Raw genomic sequence first — 18,865 nt, forward strand, 5'->3', positions numbered from 1 at the left:
CTGTCATTAGGTTCGTAGAAACGCAACAGCAATAACCATGGCGTAACGGCGGCAGCAACAGGGATTCAGCGCGGTTGATGCCACCGGCTTTGTCGTCACCGCGTGCAACTATCGGTATATCAAGAATGGAACTTTGGATTCAAGTCTGCGCGTGGTGCGCTGACCTATACGGCAAAACGTCGGCAGAGCCTCCTCATCACGACCTCGCGCTCGAGGGCATTGTGCCGCTGCGGGCTACAAAACGAGAGGAACACTACATCTGTACGCAGTGTGGGGCGGTGCTCGTTCGCATTCTCGGTGGCACACCTTCGCAGCAGATTTGGATGCTATTGAACGCAGGGCAGCATTGACGCAATTCTTCAACGCGCTGAATCATTCATGGTCGCGCGAGTCATCGGGCCTCTATGCGGGACGTTCAAGCATCAGGGCTGGCAAACTCAAGGCGAGGAAGTCCCAACCCGCTTGTATAGACCGGCTGGCCCTAGGCCTTGAGCGCGGAAGCCAAGACGCAGGTCATGGGAATCGGCAGTTCCCCGGCATCGTTCCGATACGCCTCTGCGTCGTGCGCAACTGTCTGTTCAATCGACGCCAGCGCGGCCGGCGTCTGGGCGTTTAGCATAGCGGCAACTCGAACGCCACCGCGCATGAGTGCGTGAAACGGCGTATCCGGCAAACGAAGCACAAGGGTCAAGGCCACCACCCGCATATGCGGTTGAACGAACCCCGCATCAATCAATATGCGCTTCGATTCGTCCAAATCGCTGAGCCGAAAGAAGGGCGGTCCCGACGGCACGGGCACATCGGTTGTCCCGTGTTTCTCGATTGCATTCGATACCATCGCGAAGCCGACTGCCTTGTCCGGTGTGGCCCAGACCGTAAAGGCGATTCTGCCGCCAGGTTGCAGCACACGAAACGCCTCCGCGAGTGCGCGCTCGGGGTGCGGAAAATGCAGCATGCCGAAACTGATGCCCACTGCGTTGAAGCTTTCATCGGGGAAGGGCAAATCCTCCGCGTCGCCGATGCGAAACTCAAGCCCCGGAAAAACGCGCTTCGCCTTTTCGACCATCGCGAAGGAGAAATCCACGCCAGCGACATCCGCGCCGCGAAGCTCGGCTACAGCCTCACCACCCCGGCATCCTCGGACGGCGTGCTATCTCCAACCTCGAACATGCCCCGTGCAACGCCAATGCGCTGTGTCTCGATTGGCACCAGTCGCGCGACAGGGTGGCCATCACGCAAAATGACGACCTCGTGAAACTCTCCGCGCTCGAGCGCTTCAATCAAAGCGGGAAGGGATGCGGCGGCTTCGTTGATGTGAATGGCGGTTGCGATGCGCTCCTGAAAACAGGGTGGCGGGTACGGCAAGAATGAGTATGTAGGATATGGCCAAGGTCCTGGCATTGACGCTGCCAGAATTTCTCCACCCATGGCCGTAATTCGACCTCCCAGGTCCGGGCGCTGCGATGCTGACGATGAACGTGAAGGTAACTGTCGCCCGGATGCAGTATCACGCGGCCGCAACGGTCCGGTATAGTCGAGTTCGCGCCAACTCTCGAAGCGGTCGCATGGACGCTCACCTGTTGATTATCTTTGGACTTACATTTGTAATGCATGTCATCGCAACATTGGCCTACGCCGTGCGAATCGCTGGCGTCCGCACTCGCCGGATTGCGGTTTCATTCTCCCTCTTCGGAATAATCGCCCTCGTGTCCCGAACGGCCAACTCATTTCAGGGGCCGTTTATCGCGAAACGGGTTGAGCTTGGCTAGGCACCTCGAACGTGGCCTTCTTGGCGACTTCCGTCTCTCGCATCGCTATATGCGGGATATTTGAAACCGGAATTACGGGTGACCTGCGCAAACCTGTCATCTGTCATCAATGGGTTCGCGACTGTCGTTCTAGCAGTGGTTATCGACCCGCAGGTTTCCGTGATGACGGACGACGTTATTGAAAGTCGGATTACAGAGGCAGCTTCAGGCGTGCTATCACGGCACTTTCGGGCGCACGTATTCTCGGAACAATTTGTGCGCAACTTCTGCTCGTGCCGGCGGCGCTTAGCATCGCGCGAGTCGCGGAACTCATCTAGCCTATCGTAGCTCGCACGTTATGGCCATCCGGCCATCCGCTTGCCAGCCGAGCATTCGCCCGTTCTGAGGAGCGTAGAAGATGTTGATTGCCTTCGGGGGACTACCGGGGACCGGAAAGACAACGGTAGCGCAGGCGCTTGCTCGCAAGGTCGCTGCTGTCTACCTGCGCATCGATACGTTGGAACACGCATTCATGAACTCCGCGGGCGGCTGGTTTGATATCGGACCTGCCGGCTATCTGGCCGCCTATGCGGTCGCCGCCGATAATTTACGCCTCGGGTCGACCGTCATCGCGGACTCGGTTAATGCGCTGGACGTCACCCGTCGCGCATGGAGAGACGTGGCGCTCCAGACAGATGTAGCAATGTTCGAGATTGAATTGATTTGTTCTGATGCAGCGACACATCGTCAGAGGGTCGAGGGACGCCACGGCGATATCCCTGACCACGTGCTCCCGACATGGAAGAGCGTGCTTGAGCGTCAATACGACCCATGGGAATCTGCGCACCTGATAGTCGACACTGCGAAGCTCTCGGTTGTGCAGGCCGTCGAAACAATCACTCAACATCTGTCGACATCATTGTTGAAAGCCAGAACGCGTCAGGCATACAACCACCATGAAAATTGAAGTCACGGACGTCCGGAATGAGCAGGACGATGGTTTTATCCAGGCGCAACTTCGAGCCTACAACGCTGATTTCACCGTAAAGGACTTAAAAGCGCTGCGCGTGTTTGCACGTGACTCTGGCGGCATCATCATCGGCGGTTTTCGGCCCGGATGAGAAGTGTCGTTCGTCATACCCACGCGGGAGCTGGTCCTTGAGAAGGAAATGGCGGGCGCTCAACCAGAACCCGGTCACTCGCGAAACGGCGCACTTTCCAATTGGTACGCCGATGTCGTGCGCCGCAAATAAAAACGCCCCTCGGATTTTGGTCGCGAGGGGCGTTATCACGTCGGAACACTTTCTCTTACAACGCGGCGTCCTTCAGCTTCTTCAGCGGGCGTACCTTCAGGCGCACCGAAGCAGGCTTCGCCGCGAACCACTTGTCTTCACCCGTAAACGGGTCCTTGCCGAAGCGCTTTTTCTTGGCGGGTACGTCTTGCGCGACAACCTTCAGCAGGCCGGGGAGCGTGAACTCTTTCGCGCCCTTCTTGTGAATTGATGCGAGCACCGTTTCTTCAAGCGCCGCCATCAACGCCTTTGCCGCCTTGGGTTCGACGCCTGAGCGCTCTGCCAGATGAACGGTCAGCGATGCCTTCGTAAACGAATCCTTGATGGGTTTCAACGGAGCGGCCACAACGGCTTTTTTTGCTGCGGGCACAGCAGCTTTCCTGGCGACAGGCGGAGCTTTCTTGCTGGCAGCCGTCACTTTTTTCGTAGCCGGAGCTGCCGCTTTCTTCGTGGCCGGAGCCGCAGTTTTCTTCGTGGTGGTGGTTGCCATGAGTTCCTCGCTTCTAGTCAAAGGTTGCCCAAGACCTTTGCCTTTGCGCCGTCACCGACTAACGCAAAGGTACAAATCCTCGGGTTGGGCGCCAGCGTAACAAGACCGCCATGAAGACGCAATGTCTGAGGCCTTAAATCAAGGGGTTTTTAGCGTAAAAGTTAAAAAAGCGATTCCTGTACCCTGCTTTAGGCACATTGGGCCAGTGAAACCCTGCCGACCGTGGCTTCGAGTGGGACCTTAACGGTGGCAGAACCATCGAACCGACCCGCCCTCTGGCAGAGACCGCTTTGCGAAAAACAGCACCTCCCCCAGTGGAGGTCGGCGCTATCGTCCGTACGCCGGTCATGGCAGAGAGACCGTAAATCGCTAAAGACCTTCAGCTGGCCTTGGCGTAATAGTTGGTTATGCCAATGTAGCGTTGGATTCTTTCAAGACCTTTCGCAATTGAGGCGCTCATGGCATATTGCGGGCACATCCAATAAGGGGGACATAATGTCGACACTCGAACAAATCCAGGTAAAGATGAAGAAGCTTCAGGCGCTCGCAGACGCACTCATCGCGAAGAAGTCGAGTTCTGTTATCGAGAAGATTCGCGAATTGATGTCAACGCACGGCCTGACAACTGCCGACATCGATGCGGATGCTGGTGGCAAGAAACGTGGACCGAAAGCCGCAGCTAAATCTACGGTCGTCGCCAAGCCCTCCGCAGCGAAGTATCAGGACCCGAAGACAGGCGCTACATGGTCCGGACACGGACGCGCTCCGGGTTGGATTGCGAACGCGAAAGACCGCAGCAAATTCCTGATTGAGGGTAGTGTCGATGCAGTCGTCGCTGCAGGCGTGGCAAGTGCGAAGAAGGCCAAGACTGCGGGCAAGAAGGTCTCGTCGCCAGTCAGCGCCGCTGCTGGCACGGGTCAGCCGAAAGGTCCGCAGCCGGCTAAGTATCGCGACGCGAAGTCCGGTGCGACTTGGAGCGGGCGCGGTCCGGCTCCGGCGTGGCTAGCCGGTGCGAAAGACCGGGCAAAGTTTCTGATTGCTAGCGTTAGCGGAGTTGCAGATTCTGGCGCTGCGAGCAAGCCGAAAGTCGTCGCGAAGAAACCCGCGACAAAGGCGGCGGTAGCGAAGAAGGCACCGGCGAAGAAACTGGTTGGCGCCAAAAAGGTGGGCACGACGACGAATGTCGCGGCTGCGCCGGAAGCTGCGGCTGCTTAATCGACCGTGTAAGCGAGCACACAGAGCTCGCTTTTTTTGCGTCGGCACGCGCGATTGGCGTGGTTACCTGGAACGGGTCCGCAATGCGTCCAGGCGGGCGGCGCATTTTGCGTTCGAACCACCACGCTTGTAGGCCTGTGCCGCCTTTGTGCTGTCGGGGACGAGGTCGCCGGGAGCACTCGTACCCCAGCGTCCCTCCCAATACAAGCCCAAGTTATACGCGGCCGACCGGTGTCCAAGCTCCAAGGCCGTGGCATACATGTTCTTGGCCATCTCAAGGTCGGCGTCCATGCCACGACCAAGCCTCGCGCTGTCCGCAAGAGCCGCTGCCGCCATGCCGCGAAGCGGGTCGCTCGCCATATCGTCCTTCAGGACATCGCCCAGAATGACGTGTCCGCCCTCGAAATCGGGAGGCCCACCTGTCTCCGTGACAAGAGACAGTGCAAGGGCGACCCGGAGCGACGGGTGCCGGTCAGGGCCAACCCGTTCAAGAAGGCGCCGGCCAAGATAGGGTGCGCCCGGCAACGGGCTTGTGAGCAGGCCATTCGCAATGGCCGCGATTGATTCGAGTGAAAGAAATCCAACCTTGTTCGCTGACACAACGTGCCGGAAGAACTTTTCTATGTCGAGTGCCGGGTCGCTCTGGCGAAGTTGTGCCCACTCACGTTCAATTTGGCCCAACCAGCTGGAATCTACAGACATCAGATTTCGCGTCCTGTGGTGAGTGATGCGCACAATGATACCTCACCGCTACTGCTGTCCGATGCCCCAAGCCGGGCGGGGCTGTGTTCGCTATAGCGCAAGTCGGTGACTGCCGCTCTGCCCGAGCAAGGTTCTCATTGATTTCTCCGTCGCGGCTCTGCTGGCTTCCACTACGCCGAAGCGCCTAGCGTTTTCGGCAGGGACCTTTTTCGGAACTCACCGGCATCAACTCGATGCGCAATACTCGCACATGGTGGGTCCCACCACTGGCGAAGGCACAACGCGCCGACAGGAGAAGCTCCGTCACGCTGTCGCTGACGTGAGTGAAACGCTGGCCTTTTCAGCGTCCCCGGCGGTGGCGTGAGCTGGCGTGGCTCTGGCGGGCGCAGTGCTAGCGGCATCGATACTGCGACTGCGTCAACGCAGGACTAGGCCGGCTGTAGTAGTGCCAGCGCTTGCAGGCCCCTGGCGGCGCTTCATTGCGCGAACGCTGGACCTGTATCTTTGGTCCATAGTGGTATGGCTTCGCGATTGGTCTTCTTAACATCAGGTTCGGCTGGTCCTGCTCGATTTCGAAGGGCCGTCGTCCTCCCCTGAACAATATGACAGACGAATTTTTCATCGAACGCAGCGCAACACTCAAGAGCCGAGAATCGGGAAGTCACTCACGGTCTCTTTCAGACTGGGGGCATCTCGACGCCTATGTCTTGCTCGGCGAGCCCGGGTCCGGGAAGACGACAGCCTTCAAGGCGGAGGCGAAACGCATGGGCGACGCGGCGTATTACATGACCGCGCGCGACTTTGCGGTACTGGAGTTGCCCGCGGCCGCGAAAGGGAAGACCTTGTTCATCGATTCGTTGGATGAGCGCCGTACCGACTCGGTTTCGCCGTTCACCGCACTCGATGAAATTCGCCGTGCTTTGCAAAAGGCCGGATGTCCACGCTTTCGGCTATCGTGCCGCGAGGCGGACTGGGTCCGCAGTGGAGATGTAGACCTGCAAGCCGTATCGCCATCTGATACGGTGGAAACGCTATGGTTGAATCCCCTGAATGAAGACGAGGTTCTTAAACTTCTTGCCGGCTTGCGTTCATCCAGCGCGGTCGACCCGATTGCGTTTCTGGAGGAGGCCCGAGCGCGAAAACTAGCTCCACTTCTCGCCAATCCGCTCCTGTTGAAGCTGTTGATTGACGTCGTCCAGAAGGACGACTGGCCGCAGAGTCGCAGCGCCACCTACGCGGCCGCGTGCAATCTTCTGGTGCGGGAGCACAATCCCGTTCATCGGATGAGCCGCTCCAATCAAAATTTGATGAGTACCGAGAGCCTCACGTCAGCAGCTGGACGACTGGCCGCAGTAATGCTGCTATCGAACAGCTCGGCGATTCAGATAGGAGCGACCGATACGCCGGTAGACGGTGTGTTTCATGTTGACGATTTGCCGTCGGGCCTGAACGTCGATAAAGCAGTTGCTATGGCTGCCCTTGATACCAAGCTTTTCTCCGCTGACGGAGATTTGCGGATGCCGGTGCACCGGACGGTCGGCGAATACCTCGCAGGCCGGGCAATCGGAGACCTTGTTACCCGGGAGGGCCTTCCTTTGCAGCGGGTAATCGCCGTGATGAGCATCGCCGGCGCGCAGACGGTGGATGCGCTCAGGGGTGTTTATGCTTGGTTGACGCTATTCTGTGTCAAGGACAGGGAGCTGCTCGCCGCACACGACCCATTAGGTTTGGTGCTCTATGGCGACGTCAAGCCGTTCTCTATCGGGCAGAAGACAAATCTGCTCATCGCGTTGCAGCGAGTGGCGACCGAAAATCCATGGTTTCGAAATGAAAACTGGGAGGCGCATCCCTTCGGAGCGCTCGGCACCGCAGACATGGAGGCTACATTCGCCCATTTCCTCCAAGACGAATCTCGAGACCCTGGCCACGAAGCCCTGGTCGTATGTATTCTCGACGCGATTCGTTACGGCGAGACGTTTACAAGCCTTGCAGTCACTTTCAACGAGATGGCTCGAGACGAAACTCGAGCGCAAAGAGTGCGGCTTGGCGCGGTCGCGGCGTGGCTCCGCGACGGGGCGTTCGAACCGGACGCCGCTCGGCGCCTGCTGCGTGATGTTTCGTCGGGAGCGGTGAGGGACTCGAACGACGAGGTCCTCGGCGAGCTGCTGGACTGCCTTTACCCCAAGCATTTGTCGGTGAAAGAAGTTCTTGCGTGTTGCAGGCCAGCGAAGCAGTCCAATCTAATCGGTCAGTTCAGGATGTTCTGGGCGGTCGAGTTCAATCGTCGCCTTCCGGACGAGGATTTGGTACCAGCGATTGAGGCACTCCACGAGCTCCTCTCAGCGCCGGCCGCGCGCGACGACGTCGACCCGTCCTCTCGGGCATACGACGTGACTCGCGAGGTTGCTGCAAAGGTGCTGGTGCGCGCAGTAGAGGCCGAGGGCGAGGCGATTCCGGAACCGCAACTTTGGAAGTGGTTCTCGATGGGACTCAACAAATACGGCTCACCTGGGCTCGAGTCGTCAGCAATTAAGTTCCTGAGTGACTGGTTAAGCAATCGCCCCGAGATGCAACGACGGCTTGTCATGGAGGGCCTTGCGCAAATCCCAGAAGACTCGAGGGCCATCCGCGTCCACGACCTCGAGACCTGTCTATTCGATGCAAAACGCCCCGCGGACTGGTATAGGTGGCTTCTTGTGCAGGCTAGCGCTTCTGCCGATGTAGTGTTCGTTGAGAACTGCGTTGACCGGGCATCATTCGCTGCCGTGAACCTAGCTGAGCGGTTCGACATCACGTTGGAGGCGCTCGAAGAGTGGGTAGCGGCAAACCGAAAGCGATGGCCACAGGCCGAGCAGTGGCTGCAGCGGAACACGGCTTGGCAGCTCGACTCCTGGCAACGACGGGAATCCGAACTCAAACAGCAGGTCGAGAGCCGTCGCCTAAAGGAGCGCGCGGAAAGGCAAAGCAATTTCGGGGAACGCCTGCGCGGTCTTTTGACTGGGAACAACGATGCCTGGCTGGTACGGGAAATTGCGTTAGCCTATAGCGAGATGTTCTCAAACATCAAAGGTGAAACGTCGTTGCACCGAGTGGCCGACCTGCTGGTGGTAGACATTGGCGTCGCAGAGCAGGCAATAGAGGCATTGAAGCGGCTCGTCGTCGCCGACGACCTGCCATCCCTAAGCAAGATTATCTCAGTGGGCCGCAAGGCGGGGCACTCGTACATCTCGTCTTATCCTGCATTGCTCGCGGCGAGACTTTGTTTTTCCGACGGTGCTGACGTGACGTCGTGGAAGCAGAGCGTCGTCGAAGCTTTGGTCGGCTTCTACATGTTGGATGCTGAGGCGCCGCTTCCTGACTGGCTACGGGCACTGGCCGAACATAATCCCGGCCAGGTTTCGGACCTGATGCTCGCCTGCTGGGAAGGGCAGCTCAAAGATGGTCGGGCTCCCAACGTCGACGCCCTTCGCTTCCTGAGAGACATAGAAGCCCCAAAAATCTTGGCCACGAAGCTTCTGCCACGCGTTCTCGGTACTATGCCGGCAGACCCAGACGAACGTTTGCTCCATTTCTTCAACGCGGTCCTGGTTCCGGGAGCCGAGCAACATCTGCCACGAGTTGCTATATCAACTGCGTTGGGGACTCTTCTTTCGAGGTCGGAGCTGAGCGCCAAATTCCGGTTGGCGGTGCAAATGGGACTGTTCGTCGTGGACCCTGAAAGCCAAATTGACGACATCGAGACTGAGGCAGCGAGTCGAGCAGACGGACCACATCAGCTGGCGACAGCAATCGAGCAGAGAGGACAAAGCGTCCACGACGCGCTGGCGGCGCATCCGGCCATCGTTGCTCGCATCATTCGGGTGCTTGCGTCGACAACGACTGCGTCTACATCAGCCGCCGACGACGACTACAACGCACCATACGACCATCAGAGCGCCGTGCTGCAACGACTTGCTCACCTTCTCGGGGCATCTATGTTGCCCGCTGCAGGACTGGCACTGCACGAGCTGCGTCAAGACCCTCAGATGGATTCATGGCGGATGTGGCTTGGCGCTTTGTTTTTCCAGCAAGGCCGGAACCTCGAAAATCACCAATACGTACCGCCGACGCCGGTCGAGGTCGCAAATGTTCTTGCCAACAATGCGCCCACGAACTCGAGAGATATGGCTGAGCTGTTGCGCGACCAGCTCGTTCATATTGCAAGGAAAATCCATTTCGAAGAGACGAATCAGCTGGACTTGTTCTATGACAAAGACAAAAACGGTGTCTTCACTCCGAAAAACGAGAATGCTTGCCGGGACGTGTTGCTCACGTTACTGCGTGGCCCGATGGCGCTGAAGTCGGTGCAAATCGAGAAGGAGAGTCTCGCCGCCGCGGAGAAGCGCGCGGACATGCAGACCAGCATCATCGTCCAAAGCAATCGTCGAATCGTTCCCGTAGAGATTAAAAAGGACAACCATAGCGAGCTATGGTACGCCTGGCGTGACCAACTCGAGCCTCGCTACATGCGCAATCCAGATGCTGAAGGAGTAGGCGTGTTCATCATTCTCTGGTTTGGTCACAAAACGAAGGTGGGACCGAACAAGGAAAAGCCGAAGACGGCCGAGCAGATGGCAGAAATGATGAGTACGCTCATGCCGGTTGAATATGCCGGGCATATCGTCGGTCTTGTTATCGACTTGTCGCGTAGCCTATCCAGGAAGGAGACCTTTTAAGGGACAAGCCTCCTGGCACCCCTTCACGTTTTCATGGCGGCTGCGACGGTGCTTGTTTTTGTTTCAGCATCCGCATAGACGAACTCCTTATTCATGTAATCAGCGTGACACGACGCACCGGATAGCCTCGACGCCGAGAAAGCCTCGTCGTGTTCCAGAGGAGCGGCCTAAACCGTCTTGTTGACGAGCGCGCTCGCTGGATGGTTATCAATCATCCAGCGGGCTGTTTCAGCGTAGAACGAGTTCGAATCGACAAATAGGTGGGCAGTCCGCGGAGACACAGTGGGATTCCGGAATTCGCCGGGATACAAAATAATCTCCTGTCGGAATCCGTAACCTACGTTATCGACGGCCGACAGCGTCAAACCGATTTTGGTCTTTCGCAGCAGCTGATAAATCTCTTTCTGCTCGGCGACCGGAGTCCTTTCGCCTAGCGCAACGGTCACGACGGCTTCTTGAGGAACGTCCGCGGTGAAAACGGGGAAACCTCGTTGGTCGAGATGCTCCGTCTTCTTACAGTCGCGAAGGGCGCGAATAATTCGCACCTCCTGTTCATACTGCCATTCGACAGATTTCGCGCAAAGCTCTGCCAATGGAACATGTTCGGATTTGTAAGAGTCGATGTGCTTCTTCGGCCGCTCTTCAACGTAATCGACCGGAATTTGACCAATGAAGAACTCGTGGTTGGCATCGAAAGAGATGACCCCGCCCTGATACTGGTCGGCGTAGTGCGACCACAACAAAATTGAGTTGGGCGACTTCGACAAACAAAGAATACCAACTTGCTGATTGAGTTGGTCAAGTATGTGTCGTGAAGTAATGTCGCTGGCTACATGTCCATCATTCAACTGGACAACCGCTTCCAACGGATTCGTGCGCCGGGGAGCGAGAATGTCAAACGAGAAACTAACTTGTTCATCCGCCTGGTCCGCTCGAACGATTATCTCCGGCAGAAGTTCGAACGGGTCGTTAAATGCACCCGGCTGGGTCATGCGGATGGACCCTCCGAGTATCCGCTTCAGCGTGGCGATGTTGACGTACTTGTGGAGAAGATTTTTCGCCATCGGTGCCTCGCGTCGGTGTGCAATGAAAGTGTGACGCATTGTGCGTCAGACCGTGCCCCGGCCGTATTCTACGTCTGCTCCGCCCCCGCGGTACCGCGTTGTCCAGGCGGGTAGGGTTCGTCACATTGACGAAATGAGGTTGTTGTCAGAAACCCCGAGCGGCAAACCACCCGTCAAATATGAGGCGGTGTTGGACCAAGACAAGCTTTGACCTAGCCTAGCCGGAAACATCAATGCTCTGATTGGTCTCCTTGTTGGTCAGCCGCGGCCCACAGCGCACAAGCCGCTGGCCTCGATGCCATTCCCGCAGGATTGTCTTGTCGCTATCGGCCGCAGGCCTAAGCCGTGTGTAGTCGGAGAGGAATGCATAGTCGCCGTTCGTCTCGACTGCCCCCAGCCAGAATGCTTCACAGCGCGGCTTCACGGGTGTGTTCACCGGAGTGTCTGGCGTGACAACGGAAGGACCCAGATTTGCCACTGGGGAAGGCGAGGACGCGCCGGTTCCCGCAGGGGCCGTAGGCGCTGCGTTCTGCGCGGACTTCTGTACAGCCTGTCGGGCAGCGTCACGGTCATCTTCTGCGAGCCAGTCTCGATGGCAGCTCCACTGCAGCGACGGCGTCTCGCACGCCCGGCGGTTAATCTGGTGCTCGACCTGCCGCACTTCTGTTGCTTCCGGCGGCGTCAGCAGGCTATGGTCGCAAAGCGATGAAAGCGTTCCTTTGATGCAGGTGGCGTAGTTTTGCTCGAGCGGCGTCTGTCCTGCCGTTTGAGCCGGCGCATACGCCTGTCCTTGCGCTGAGGCGTTGTCTTCAGCCAGCCAGTCCCGATGACAGTTGAACTGAAGTGCGGGGTTGGCGCAGGTCTGGCGATTTACACTATGCTCAGCCTGCCGAACTTCAGCGGCCTGCTGTGGTGTGAGCAGGTTGTGCTTGCATAGGAAGGGCGAGATGCCCCGTATGCAGGTCGTGAAGTTGACGCGTCGCTCGGCCTCGTCGACCGTGGCGCGTTGTGCGGGCGTCAGCAACTCATGCTTGCATAGGAACGGGGAACTTCCGGTGCTGCAGACCGCGTAATTCTGTCCAAGCTCCGCCTGCCTCGCCGTCTCAGCTTGCTCAGGCGTGAGCCACTCATGTTTGCACAGATACGGAGCGCTTCCGGTGCTACAAGTGGCGTAGTTCTTTGCCAGTTCGGCCTGCCTCACCGTCTCGGCCTGTTCAGGCGTGAGCCACTCGTGTTTGCACAAATACGGAGCGCTTCCGGTGCTGCAAGTGGCGTAGTTCTTTGCCAGTTCGGCCTGCCTGACCGCCTGAGCCTGCTCGGGTGTGAGCAGTTCGTGATGGCACATGTACGGGGCAGCTCCGGACAGGCATGCTGCCAGATTCCGGTCGTACTGCGCCGACGCGGGACTCGACCACAGACCAAGCACCGGGAGCAGAAATAAAAGCGTCGAGAGCATCTTCATTGCTGTGCTCCAGCGGTGTCCACTGTCGAAGCCGCAACAGGACCCGTTGAGGAAGCGGTCGACGAGGCAGCGTCGTCTTTGGGTTTGTCGAGTACGTATGCGTTGCCGTCGAAGTGAAGTAGCCTCGTGCCGCTGACTGGCACTCGGTTGCCGCTGGCGTCCGGTGTCAGTCCCGCGATGGATATTTCCAACGGATACCAAGTGCTTCTGCCGTCCCGGACAAAACGTGGGCTCATCACGTAGCGCTCGCATGTGGCTTTGTTTTGCATACATCCAGCGGTAGCCGTGTTATCGCGAGAGGAGCGGAATCCAAAGACCTTACGCAGGCCCTTGGGCTCAACGCTGAACACGCTGATGTACCGGTCAGTTTCCCCCATCCCCATAAACCCGTCTTCGAAAACGAGGCCCAGGTGTCTCCTGCCAAGCTCAACCAGCGCGACGGTCGAGAAGTCGTACTTCCCCCAGGTACCCATGAGGTCCAGGTCCTGCAGCGGCGTTGTCACGGACTCATCGCCCTTCTTGCCGACCGTCGTGACTGCGGACGATACGACAACAGAGCACGCGTGACACTCGTAAGGGTTTTGGTTATTCGGAACAGACTGCAAGAGGTAGAGAACCTGTTTCCCATACGGAAGGGGAACGCGCAGTGCGACCTTCGTGTTGAAGGAGCCACTGTCAGAGGAAGGCCGTTGCGTGTTCGCCAACAGGTGGAAGGAGGTGGCCGCGCGAGTAGCCGTTCCCTCGACGGTGTCAGGCGCTACCAGCTCAGGTACTGAGGCCATAAAGGCGTAAGGACCCGGGCCAGCTAGAGGCATGCTCGCGACCGGCGGAGCCGAGGCAGCGTGTACGGATGGTGACGCCTGCGGAGTGCGCGTAAGCGACCGCTTTGCGGACTGGTCGATGACGCTGAATAATATCGCCAGTAGCCCAATCAAAATAAGAGTGCCAATAATGGCATGGACACGGTCGCTCTGGGATTTGGTGGCAGCAGGTGCTGAAGAGTAAGACCCGAGGCCGGGGAACTGGTTTTGCAAGCTGACCGTCGGTGAGACTCCCACCCGCGTGCCAGCCGCCGATGCCGCACTCCCTGCTGTAAACAGGGCCGCGACCGACGCGGCGATGTGAGCAGGACACTCGTGCAGGAGCAGCAGGTCTTCAATCCGCTGACTCGAGTAGCCCTGGCCGCACAGCTCCATGGCCCATTCGACCATGCTGCTGGCAAACGCTTTTTCTGGGTCTACGGAGCCAAGGGAGGTGTTGGAAGAAGGGGACGTTCTGCCCGGGTGGCGCTGGACATCATAGGCGCCGCGCCGTGTCTCGTCGGACAAAACGTGCCAGGCGCGTGCGAGGTCTGCGAAGCGGCGGGAGGCGTCCAGCGGATTCCGCTCAGCATAGGCGGGATGGACCTTCGGCGCCGCGTACCTGTAGGCCTGGTTGATTTCGGCCGTCGAAGCGTCTTCCCTGACGCTCAAGATGCCATAGTAATTTTCCGTCATGCCAATCCCCGAACGCTCCTGTCCGCGCAGTCTTCTGCACTGTTTCGTATGCAAGTTTACAAGGAACTCTGGCGTTCACTACCCACCACGAGGACAAAAAACAGCCTGAAAAATGCTTTCACGAAAAGCGGCAAATCCCCTGCTGGCCTCTGATGTCGTTCGAAGAAATCCTGCCGCGCAGACCTAGAACGCTACTGCACAACCTTGAGGTCGAGCTCAGCCTGAGCCACCTGCTGGTCCGCGTTGAGCACCATCCCTAGCACCATCTTGCGCTGCTGCTCAAGCTTCAAACGAATTTGCCGGAGCGCTTCCGGGCCCGCCTTCAACTGTGTTTCCAGCTGGCCTCGGAGCTGTGTGTAGCGTTGTTGCAGCACGGCGATGTCCGCAGGGTCAACGCCCTTCGCCGGGTCGAAAACAAACCGCCCTTCGAGGCGCTTGCGCCACCCGACAAGTTCGCGCGTGAGCTGCTCGCCAAAGCCAGAGATGGCCTTGACCCGGTTCCAGGAAATGTCCGCAGCAGACTCGATGCCGAATGACGACAGCGTGGCCTTGCGCACCGGTCCAATGCCCGGGATGTCGTGGTCCGAGATGAAGAATTGCTCCAGGTACTTGCGAAGCTGAAGCTCACGGATGTTGGCCTGCAGCTTGTTGCGGTCTGAAGTGAACCGATTGCCAAGGTCCTCGTACTCATCGCGCGTCTGCCTGAGTTCCGCGAGCTTTTCCTGAAAGAGCTTATCCGTGGCGATTCGGCTCCACTGGGACCAGGCTGCTGCCGATATTTGCTTGGCGCTAGCAAGTGCATCCTTGCGCCGGCCCACCTCGGGCTGCTCCTTGTTCCAGCCAAAAAAGAGAACGGCCGCCACAATCAACACGCCAAACAGCAGGTGCTGAACCCCGAAGATGCCAAGCATCACGAGTCCGACTGCGGCACAGCGACGCACAAGTCGCCACATTCTTGCAGCTCTAAGCTCAGCGGGCGGAGGCTTTGCCTTCATGTCGGCGGGTCTCACGAACGCCGGCGCAGGCGCGGTGCCAGGTGATGGAACACCAGTGATGGCTGCCCAGACCTGCCCAATGTGAAAACTCGAACCCGCAGCTCCGGCCGCTGGCGCAATAGACACGACGCCGAGAAAAGCAACGTAGCCAGTCTGTCGTTCGAGCTCGCACCACGGGCAGCTTCCGAGGCCGCCGTAGTACCGGTGCGCCGGGTCCGTTGCGCATTCACGCAGCTGTCCCTTGAGCCCATTGAGCGCCGTAATCCAGTCTGTCGCCGTGGGTCGGCCGCCTAGCTTCGCGCCATCTTCCGAAAATGCCCGCTCGAACATCGCCGCCATCGCTGGTGGCAGGATTTCCGGTCCGACCGTATTGGGCGGCGGGCGCATGCCTCGCTTGCCGGCTGGCATCGTGTACGCATACCGGAATTCCTGGATGGCCTTCTCTGGCGGCATATCGCTCTGGCCCGAGTAGACGCCGAAGAACGGGTGCCGACCCAACAGCAGAAGGTGAAAGACGAGCAGCGCGAGCCCGAAGTTGTCGTGGTTCGGGGTCCGCAGAAGCCCTTGGAAGCTGGACAGGCCCTGAAGCTCTGGCGCCGTGAAGTGTGGCACCCCTACCTCGCAGAGATAAGGCGCTTTCCCGTTGGGAATCTGAAACGAGTCGCAGTCGATGAGCCGCGCTAGCGAGTTGCGGCCGACAAACACCAGATTCGGATTTACATCACCAATCACGCAGCCACTCGCGTGGATGGTAGAAAAGGCGGCTGCGACGTTGCGCGCCGCGTTCACCAGGAATGCCCAGTCGGCGCTTGGGAACTGCTGCTTGCGGTGTGCCGGCCCGTATAGGTGGTGAAGCGGTTCGGCGTTGGACGCCCGTGGCATGAGAAAGCCACGAACAGGCCCGTTGGCGCTGGGATGGAGTGTCTGGATTGGCCACGCAGCAATGTCTTTGAGGCGGTCATCTAAGGCCGCAATCATCGTCCGCAGCTTTGACTGTTTGTCGTGCGCAAGGGGGGCGTGATAGACCTTCGCCACTACGTTCTGTCCAATGGACGGCACCTCGTGGACCGAGCCTTCTCCTCCTCTCCCCAACAATCGTCCCAGTGCGATGCGCCGCCCCTGCCCGTCGTAATATTCCATTTATGCGGCCCCGCCGCGTGCGGCCATCACCAGCGTCTTGTCATCGTCGGTCCGCTCGTTGATGGCCGGACTGCCAAGGAACTGCGCAAGATGGTCGCAAAGCTCCTCACACTCTTCAGGTCGCTTGCCTCTCAGCACGGTGAACATCGGGTCGAAGAACGGGTGGTGCGGCATCCGGCTCTCAAAAGACAATGCGAGCCGCTGGAGCCCATCGCTGAAGAGCGCGACTTCTTCGACCTGCATTGCGGCCGCCACGACCTCCAGATTCGACGACGCGTCCTCGTCGGTCACGAAGCGCGTCATGTTCACGTACGGACCCTCTTCGGGCCAGAACACGACCCCTTGTGCCGCTGGGTTCGTTACAACTATCGCGCCATCGCCAATCTGGAAAAAGAGCGCGTCGCCTTCGCCCACGACGGCACCAAGAAGTGTGCAGGCGTAATCCCGTGAGGTCCCCTGTGCCTCATCGGCAGCAGCCAGGATGGCACTGCGCACGGCTTCCAGCCAGCCAACAGCCGCTTCCCGGTCAAGCGTCTCACCGCTTTGCAATGTGGCCTCGATGCTCGCCATTGTTGTCGAGCAGGCCAGAGCGGAGCCCTGCGCGGCGAAGCGCGCGCTGCCCGCACCGTCAGACACAAGGCAGACGAGAAAGGAGGCTCCGTCGTGGCCGCTCACCACGCTGGTGAGGCACGAGTCCTGGCAGTATCCGTCGCCCGCTTCGTGAGAGGTGCCGATAACGCTCGCGCCAATGGCACGCCAGCTCACACTTCCGCCCAACCGGCTGGCGAAGCAAGTGCGACCTTGTCCCCGGGCGTCGACTGCGATACGGACTTCATCGAGTTCGAGAGCCACTGGAACAGCTCGCGGAATTTCAGTCCCTCGAGCTTGACCGGGTCACGTGCAGAAATCTGCTTCAGAACGTCCGTGTTCGCATTGCCCACGGCGACCGCAAAGAACGCGAAGGACTTGGCGGTTTCGCCTTCGCGAACGAGAGCGGCGGCCGCCTGCCAGTCATCGGTCGGCGCACCATCTGTAATCAGGAACACCCAAGGGCGATAGAACGCGATGCCGTTTGCGCGGTATTCGTCCTTGCGCTGGCGCAGCAGTTCGAGCCCCTGCTTGATGGCCGAGCCCATCGGCGTATCCCCCGTTGCTTCCAGAATGGGTGGAATGAAATTAGGGGCGGTCTGGAAGGTGTTTCGAATTTGCGCCGGCCCAAAGGTCACGACCGCCACTTCCACACGCTTCATCGCCAGCGTGTCTGCGGCCAAATCATCCTTGAAGGTGGCAAGCCCTGCGTTGAGCTCGTTGATGGGCGCCCCACGCATGGAGGCGGATGTGTCGAGCAGCAGCAGGCAGGGGCAGCGCGGCTCGGGATTATCTGCAAAGCTGTCGGTGCCGAACGGCACCTGACTGGAAAACTGGTTATCCGACATCGCACTTCCCCCGTGTTTATGTAATGCCCACAATCATAGCCAGACGAACAGGCATAGAAAAGTTGTTTTCCGCGCCGGCAAGCAAAGAACCAAGCAGGTGCGAATCAAATCGGCCCGTTCGAAGGGGGTTGCCGCGCTGACGGCACGGCGAAAATCTCTCAGTTCCAGCTCAGGCCGGCGCGCCACGATGATGCCAGTTGAATACGAACCTGTGGATTCTGCCGTACAAGGTCACTCTAACTGCCGCCAACGGGCCTCGTGGCAAGAGAGAAGAGATTTTCCGTGTGCCGCTGCCGCGTGCTTGGAAAGCGCATCACGTAACGGAGGCAGCGCGGCGATACCCGTTCTCCCTGCCGAGAAAGGCAATCCGTTGCGCGCGCGGACAGCACGCGCAACACTACTCGCGTGCCGAACTAGCCTTGTTGGATAACCGGTTTTAAGAGAGCATCGGCCTTCTTCGAAACGACCCCGTGGACCTAACCGTGATTGAGCGCGCAACTTTACTGCCGATACCCGTTTGAGGGTCAACCGGCGCCTGTCCAGATGCTAGGCCTTTTCGGCTATCACCCGGCCGTATATCTCGAGCTAATCGGGATGGCCATGCGGGAAGCGTTCGATGAGTTGGAGCTTAAGAACCAGTACCGGCGGCTCACGCGCGTGCCCGAGCAGCCGAATAAAAAGGTGCCGGCCAGGACGCTGCGCGAAATGGTGAGCGCGATGCCGCCTCCGAAACCGGAGCGGATTTTATGGCGAACCTATCCCACGCGATTGAGGGCTGCACGAACGCCAGAAATCGCGTCGACGGGCTGTCATTCACGGAGACGCGGTTTCTCGGCATGGGCCTGGCACCGGGGTGAGTGGCAACGCCGGCATGCGCCGATTTGTTGTCATTTGCTACCATAGCCGACGAGCCACCCACAGAAGTTATAGCGGCCGACCATGGCCGTTGCATTATTTCCATTAGGCCTGAGAACATTGACGCGTGGCTGAACCCGGACCCGTCGAACCTCGCGACCTCGTACGCCATCCTCGATGACAAGGAGCGACCGTACTACGACATCGACTGACTGCTTGACGTGTAGCACATGAAGACTTCCACGTGCGCTCGCA

12 protein-coding genes and 3 pseudogenes are annotated in these 18,865 nt (G+C 58.9%); 6 read left to right on the forward strand and 9 right to left on the reverse strand.

From position 1 onward, the window contains the following. Positions 1-481: 481 nt before the first annotated feature. A pseudogene (locus OKW29_RS40050) lies at positions 482-1,126 on the reverse strand (class I SAM-dependent methyltransferase); the annotation flags it as partial. 439 nt (positions 1,127-1,565) lie between these two features. Here OKW29_RS40050 and OKW29_RS40055 point away from each other — a divergent pair. From OKW29_RS40055 to OKW29_RS40065, 3 genes and pseudogenes are all read left to right on the forward strand, one after another. Then, positions 1,566-2,086: pseudogene (locus OKW29_RS40055) on the forward strand (lipid II flippase family protein). Positions 2,087-2,166: 80 nt separating this feature from the next. Next, positions 2,167-2,715, forward strand: a complete 549-nt coding sequence (locus tag OKW29_RS40060) for an AAA family ATPase (RefSeq protein WP_429294767.1) — start codon at positions 2,167-2,169, stop codon at positions 2,713-2,715. Then, entirely contained in the window at positions 2,705-2,869 is a 165-nt protein-coding gene (locus tag OKW29_RS40065; RefSeq protein WP_429294768.1) for a hypothetical protein, read from the forward strand. Before OKW29_RS40060 ends, OKW29_RS40065 begins: the two co-directional genes overlap by 11 nt. Positions 2,870-3,056: 187 nt before the next feature. Here OKW29_RS40065 and OKW29_RS40070 read toward each other — a convergent pair whose 3' ends face one another. Beyond that, complete coding sequence (locus tag OKW29_RS40070; RefSeq protein ID WP_429294769.1) at positions 3,057-3,530, reverse strand: HU family DNA-binding protein; 474 nt, start codon at positions 3,528-3,530, stop codon at positions 3,057-3,059. A 495-nt stretch (positions 3,531-4,025) separates the two neighbouring features. On the opposite strand from OKW29_RS40070, the gene OKW29_RS40075 reads away from it, so the two are divergent. Beyond that, the gene (locus OKW29_RS40075) at positions 4,026-4,745 is read left to right on the forward strand and encodes an H-NS family nucleoid-associated regulatory protein (protein ID WP_429294770.1); all 720 of its coding nucleotides are present in this window, start codon (positions 4,026-4,028) and stop codon (positions 4,743-4,745) included. Positions 4,746-4,808: 63 nt separating this feature from the next. Here OKW29_RS40075 and OKW29_RS40080 read toward each other — a convergent pair whose 3' ends face one another. Further along, positions 4,809-5,447, reverse strand: a complete 639-nt coding sequence (locus tag OKW29_RS40080; protein ID WP_429294771.1) for a sel1 repeat family protein — start codon at positions 5,445-5,447, stop codon at positions 4,809-4,811. Between the two features lie 602 nt (positions 5,448-6,049). On the opposite strand from OKW29_RS40080, the gene OKW29_RS40085 reads away from it, so the two are divergent. Then, positions 6,050-10,162, forward strand: coding sequence for a hypothetical protein (locus tag OKW29_RS40085; protein WP_429294772.1), 4,113 nt, complete (start codon positions 6,050-6,052; stop codon positions 10,160-10,162). Between the two features lie 167 nt (positions 10,163-10,329). On the opposite strand, the gene OKW29_RS40090 is transcribed toward OKW29_RS40085, so the two are convergent. The 6 genes from OKW29_RS40090 to OKW29_RS40115 form a co-directional block, all read right to left on the reverse strand. Beyond that, entirely contained in the window at positions 10,330-11,226 is an 897-nt protein-coding gene (locus OKW29_RS40090) for a DUF2971 domain-containing protein (protein ID WP_429294773.1), read from the reverse strand. Positions 11,227-11,443: 217 nt separating this feature from the next. Continuing rightward, entirely contained in the window at positions 11,444-12,688 is a 1,245-nt protein-coding gene (locus OKW29_RS40095; protein ID WP_429294774.1) for a hypothetical protein, read from the reverse strand. Further along, positions 12,685-14,184 carry a J domain-containing protein gene (locus OKW29_RS40100; protein ID WP_429294775.1) on the reverse strand — a complete coding sequence of 500 codons (1,500 nt, stop codon included), beginning with the start codon at positions 14,182-14,184 and terminating at the stop codon, positions 12,685-12,687. The genes OKW29_RS40095 and OKW29_RS40100 overlap by 4 nt, the downstream gene beginning before the upstream one ends. 191 nt (positions 14,185-14,375) lie before the next feature. After that, positions 14,376-16,319, reverse strand: coding sequence for a helix-hairpin-helix domain-containing protein (locus OKW29_RS40105; RefSeq protein ID WP_429294776.1), 1,944 nt, complete (start codon positions 16,317-16,319; stop codon positions 14,376-14,378). After that, positions 16,320-17,084 carry a PP2C family serine/threonine-protein phosphatase gene (locus tag OKW29_RS40110; protein WP_429294777.1) on the reverse strand — a complete coding sequence of 255 codons (765 nt, stop codon included), beginning with the start codon at positions 17,082-17,084 and terminating at the stop codon, positions 16,320-16,322. It abuts the gene before it with no gap. Then, positions 17,081-17,755: a vWA domain-containing protein gene (locus tag OKW29_RS40115; protein ID WP_429294778.1), complete on the reverse strand. Its 675-nt coding sequence runs from the start codon at positions 17,753-17,755 to the stop codon at positions 17,081-17,083. Before OKW29_RS40115 ends, OKW29_RS40110 begins: the two co-directional genes overlap by 4 nt. 872 nt (positions 17,756-18,627) lie before the next feature. Here OKW29_RS40115 and OKW29_RS40120 point away from each other — a divergent pair. After that, a pseudogene (locus tag OKW29_RS40120) lies at positions 18,628-18,830 on the forward strand (SOS response-associated peptidase family protein); the annotation flags it as partial. Positions 18,831-18,865 lie beyond the last annotated feature (35 nt).

The sequence above is a fragment of the Paraburkholderia sp. CI3 genome, from assembly GCF_050436505.1.
Classification (GTDB): Bacteria; Pseudomonadota; Gammaproteobacteria; order Burkholderiales; family Burkholderiaceae; genus Paraburkholderia; species Paraburkholderia tuberum.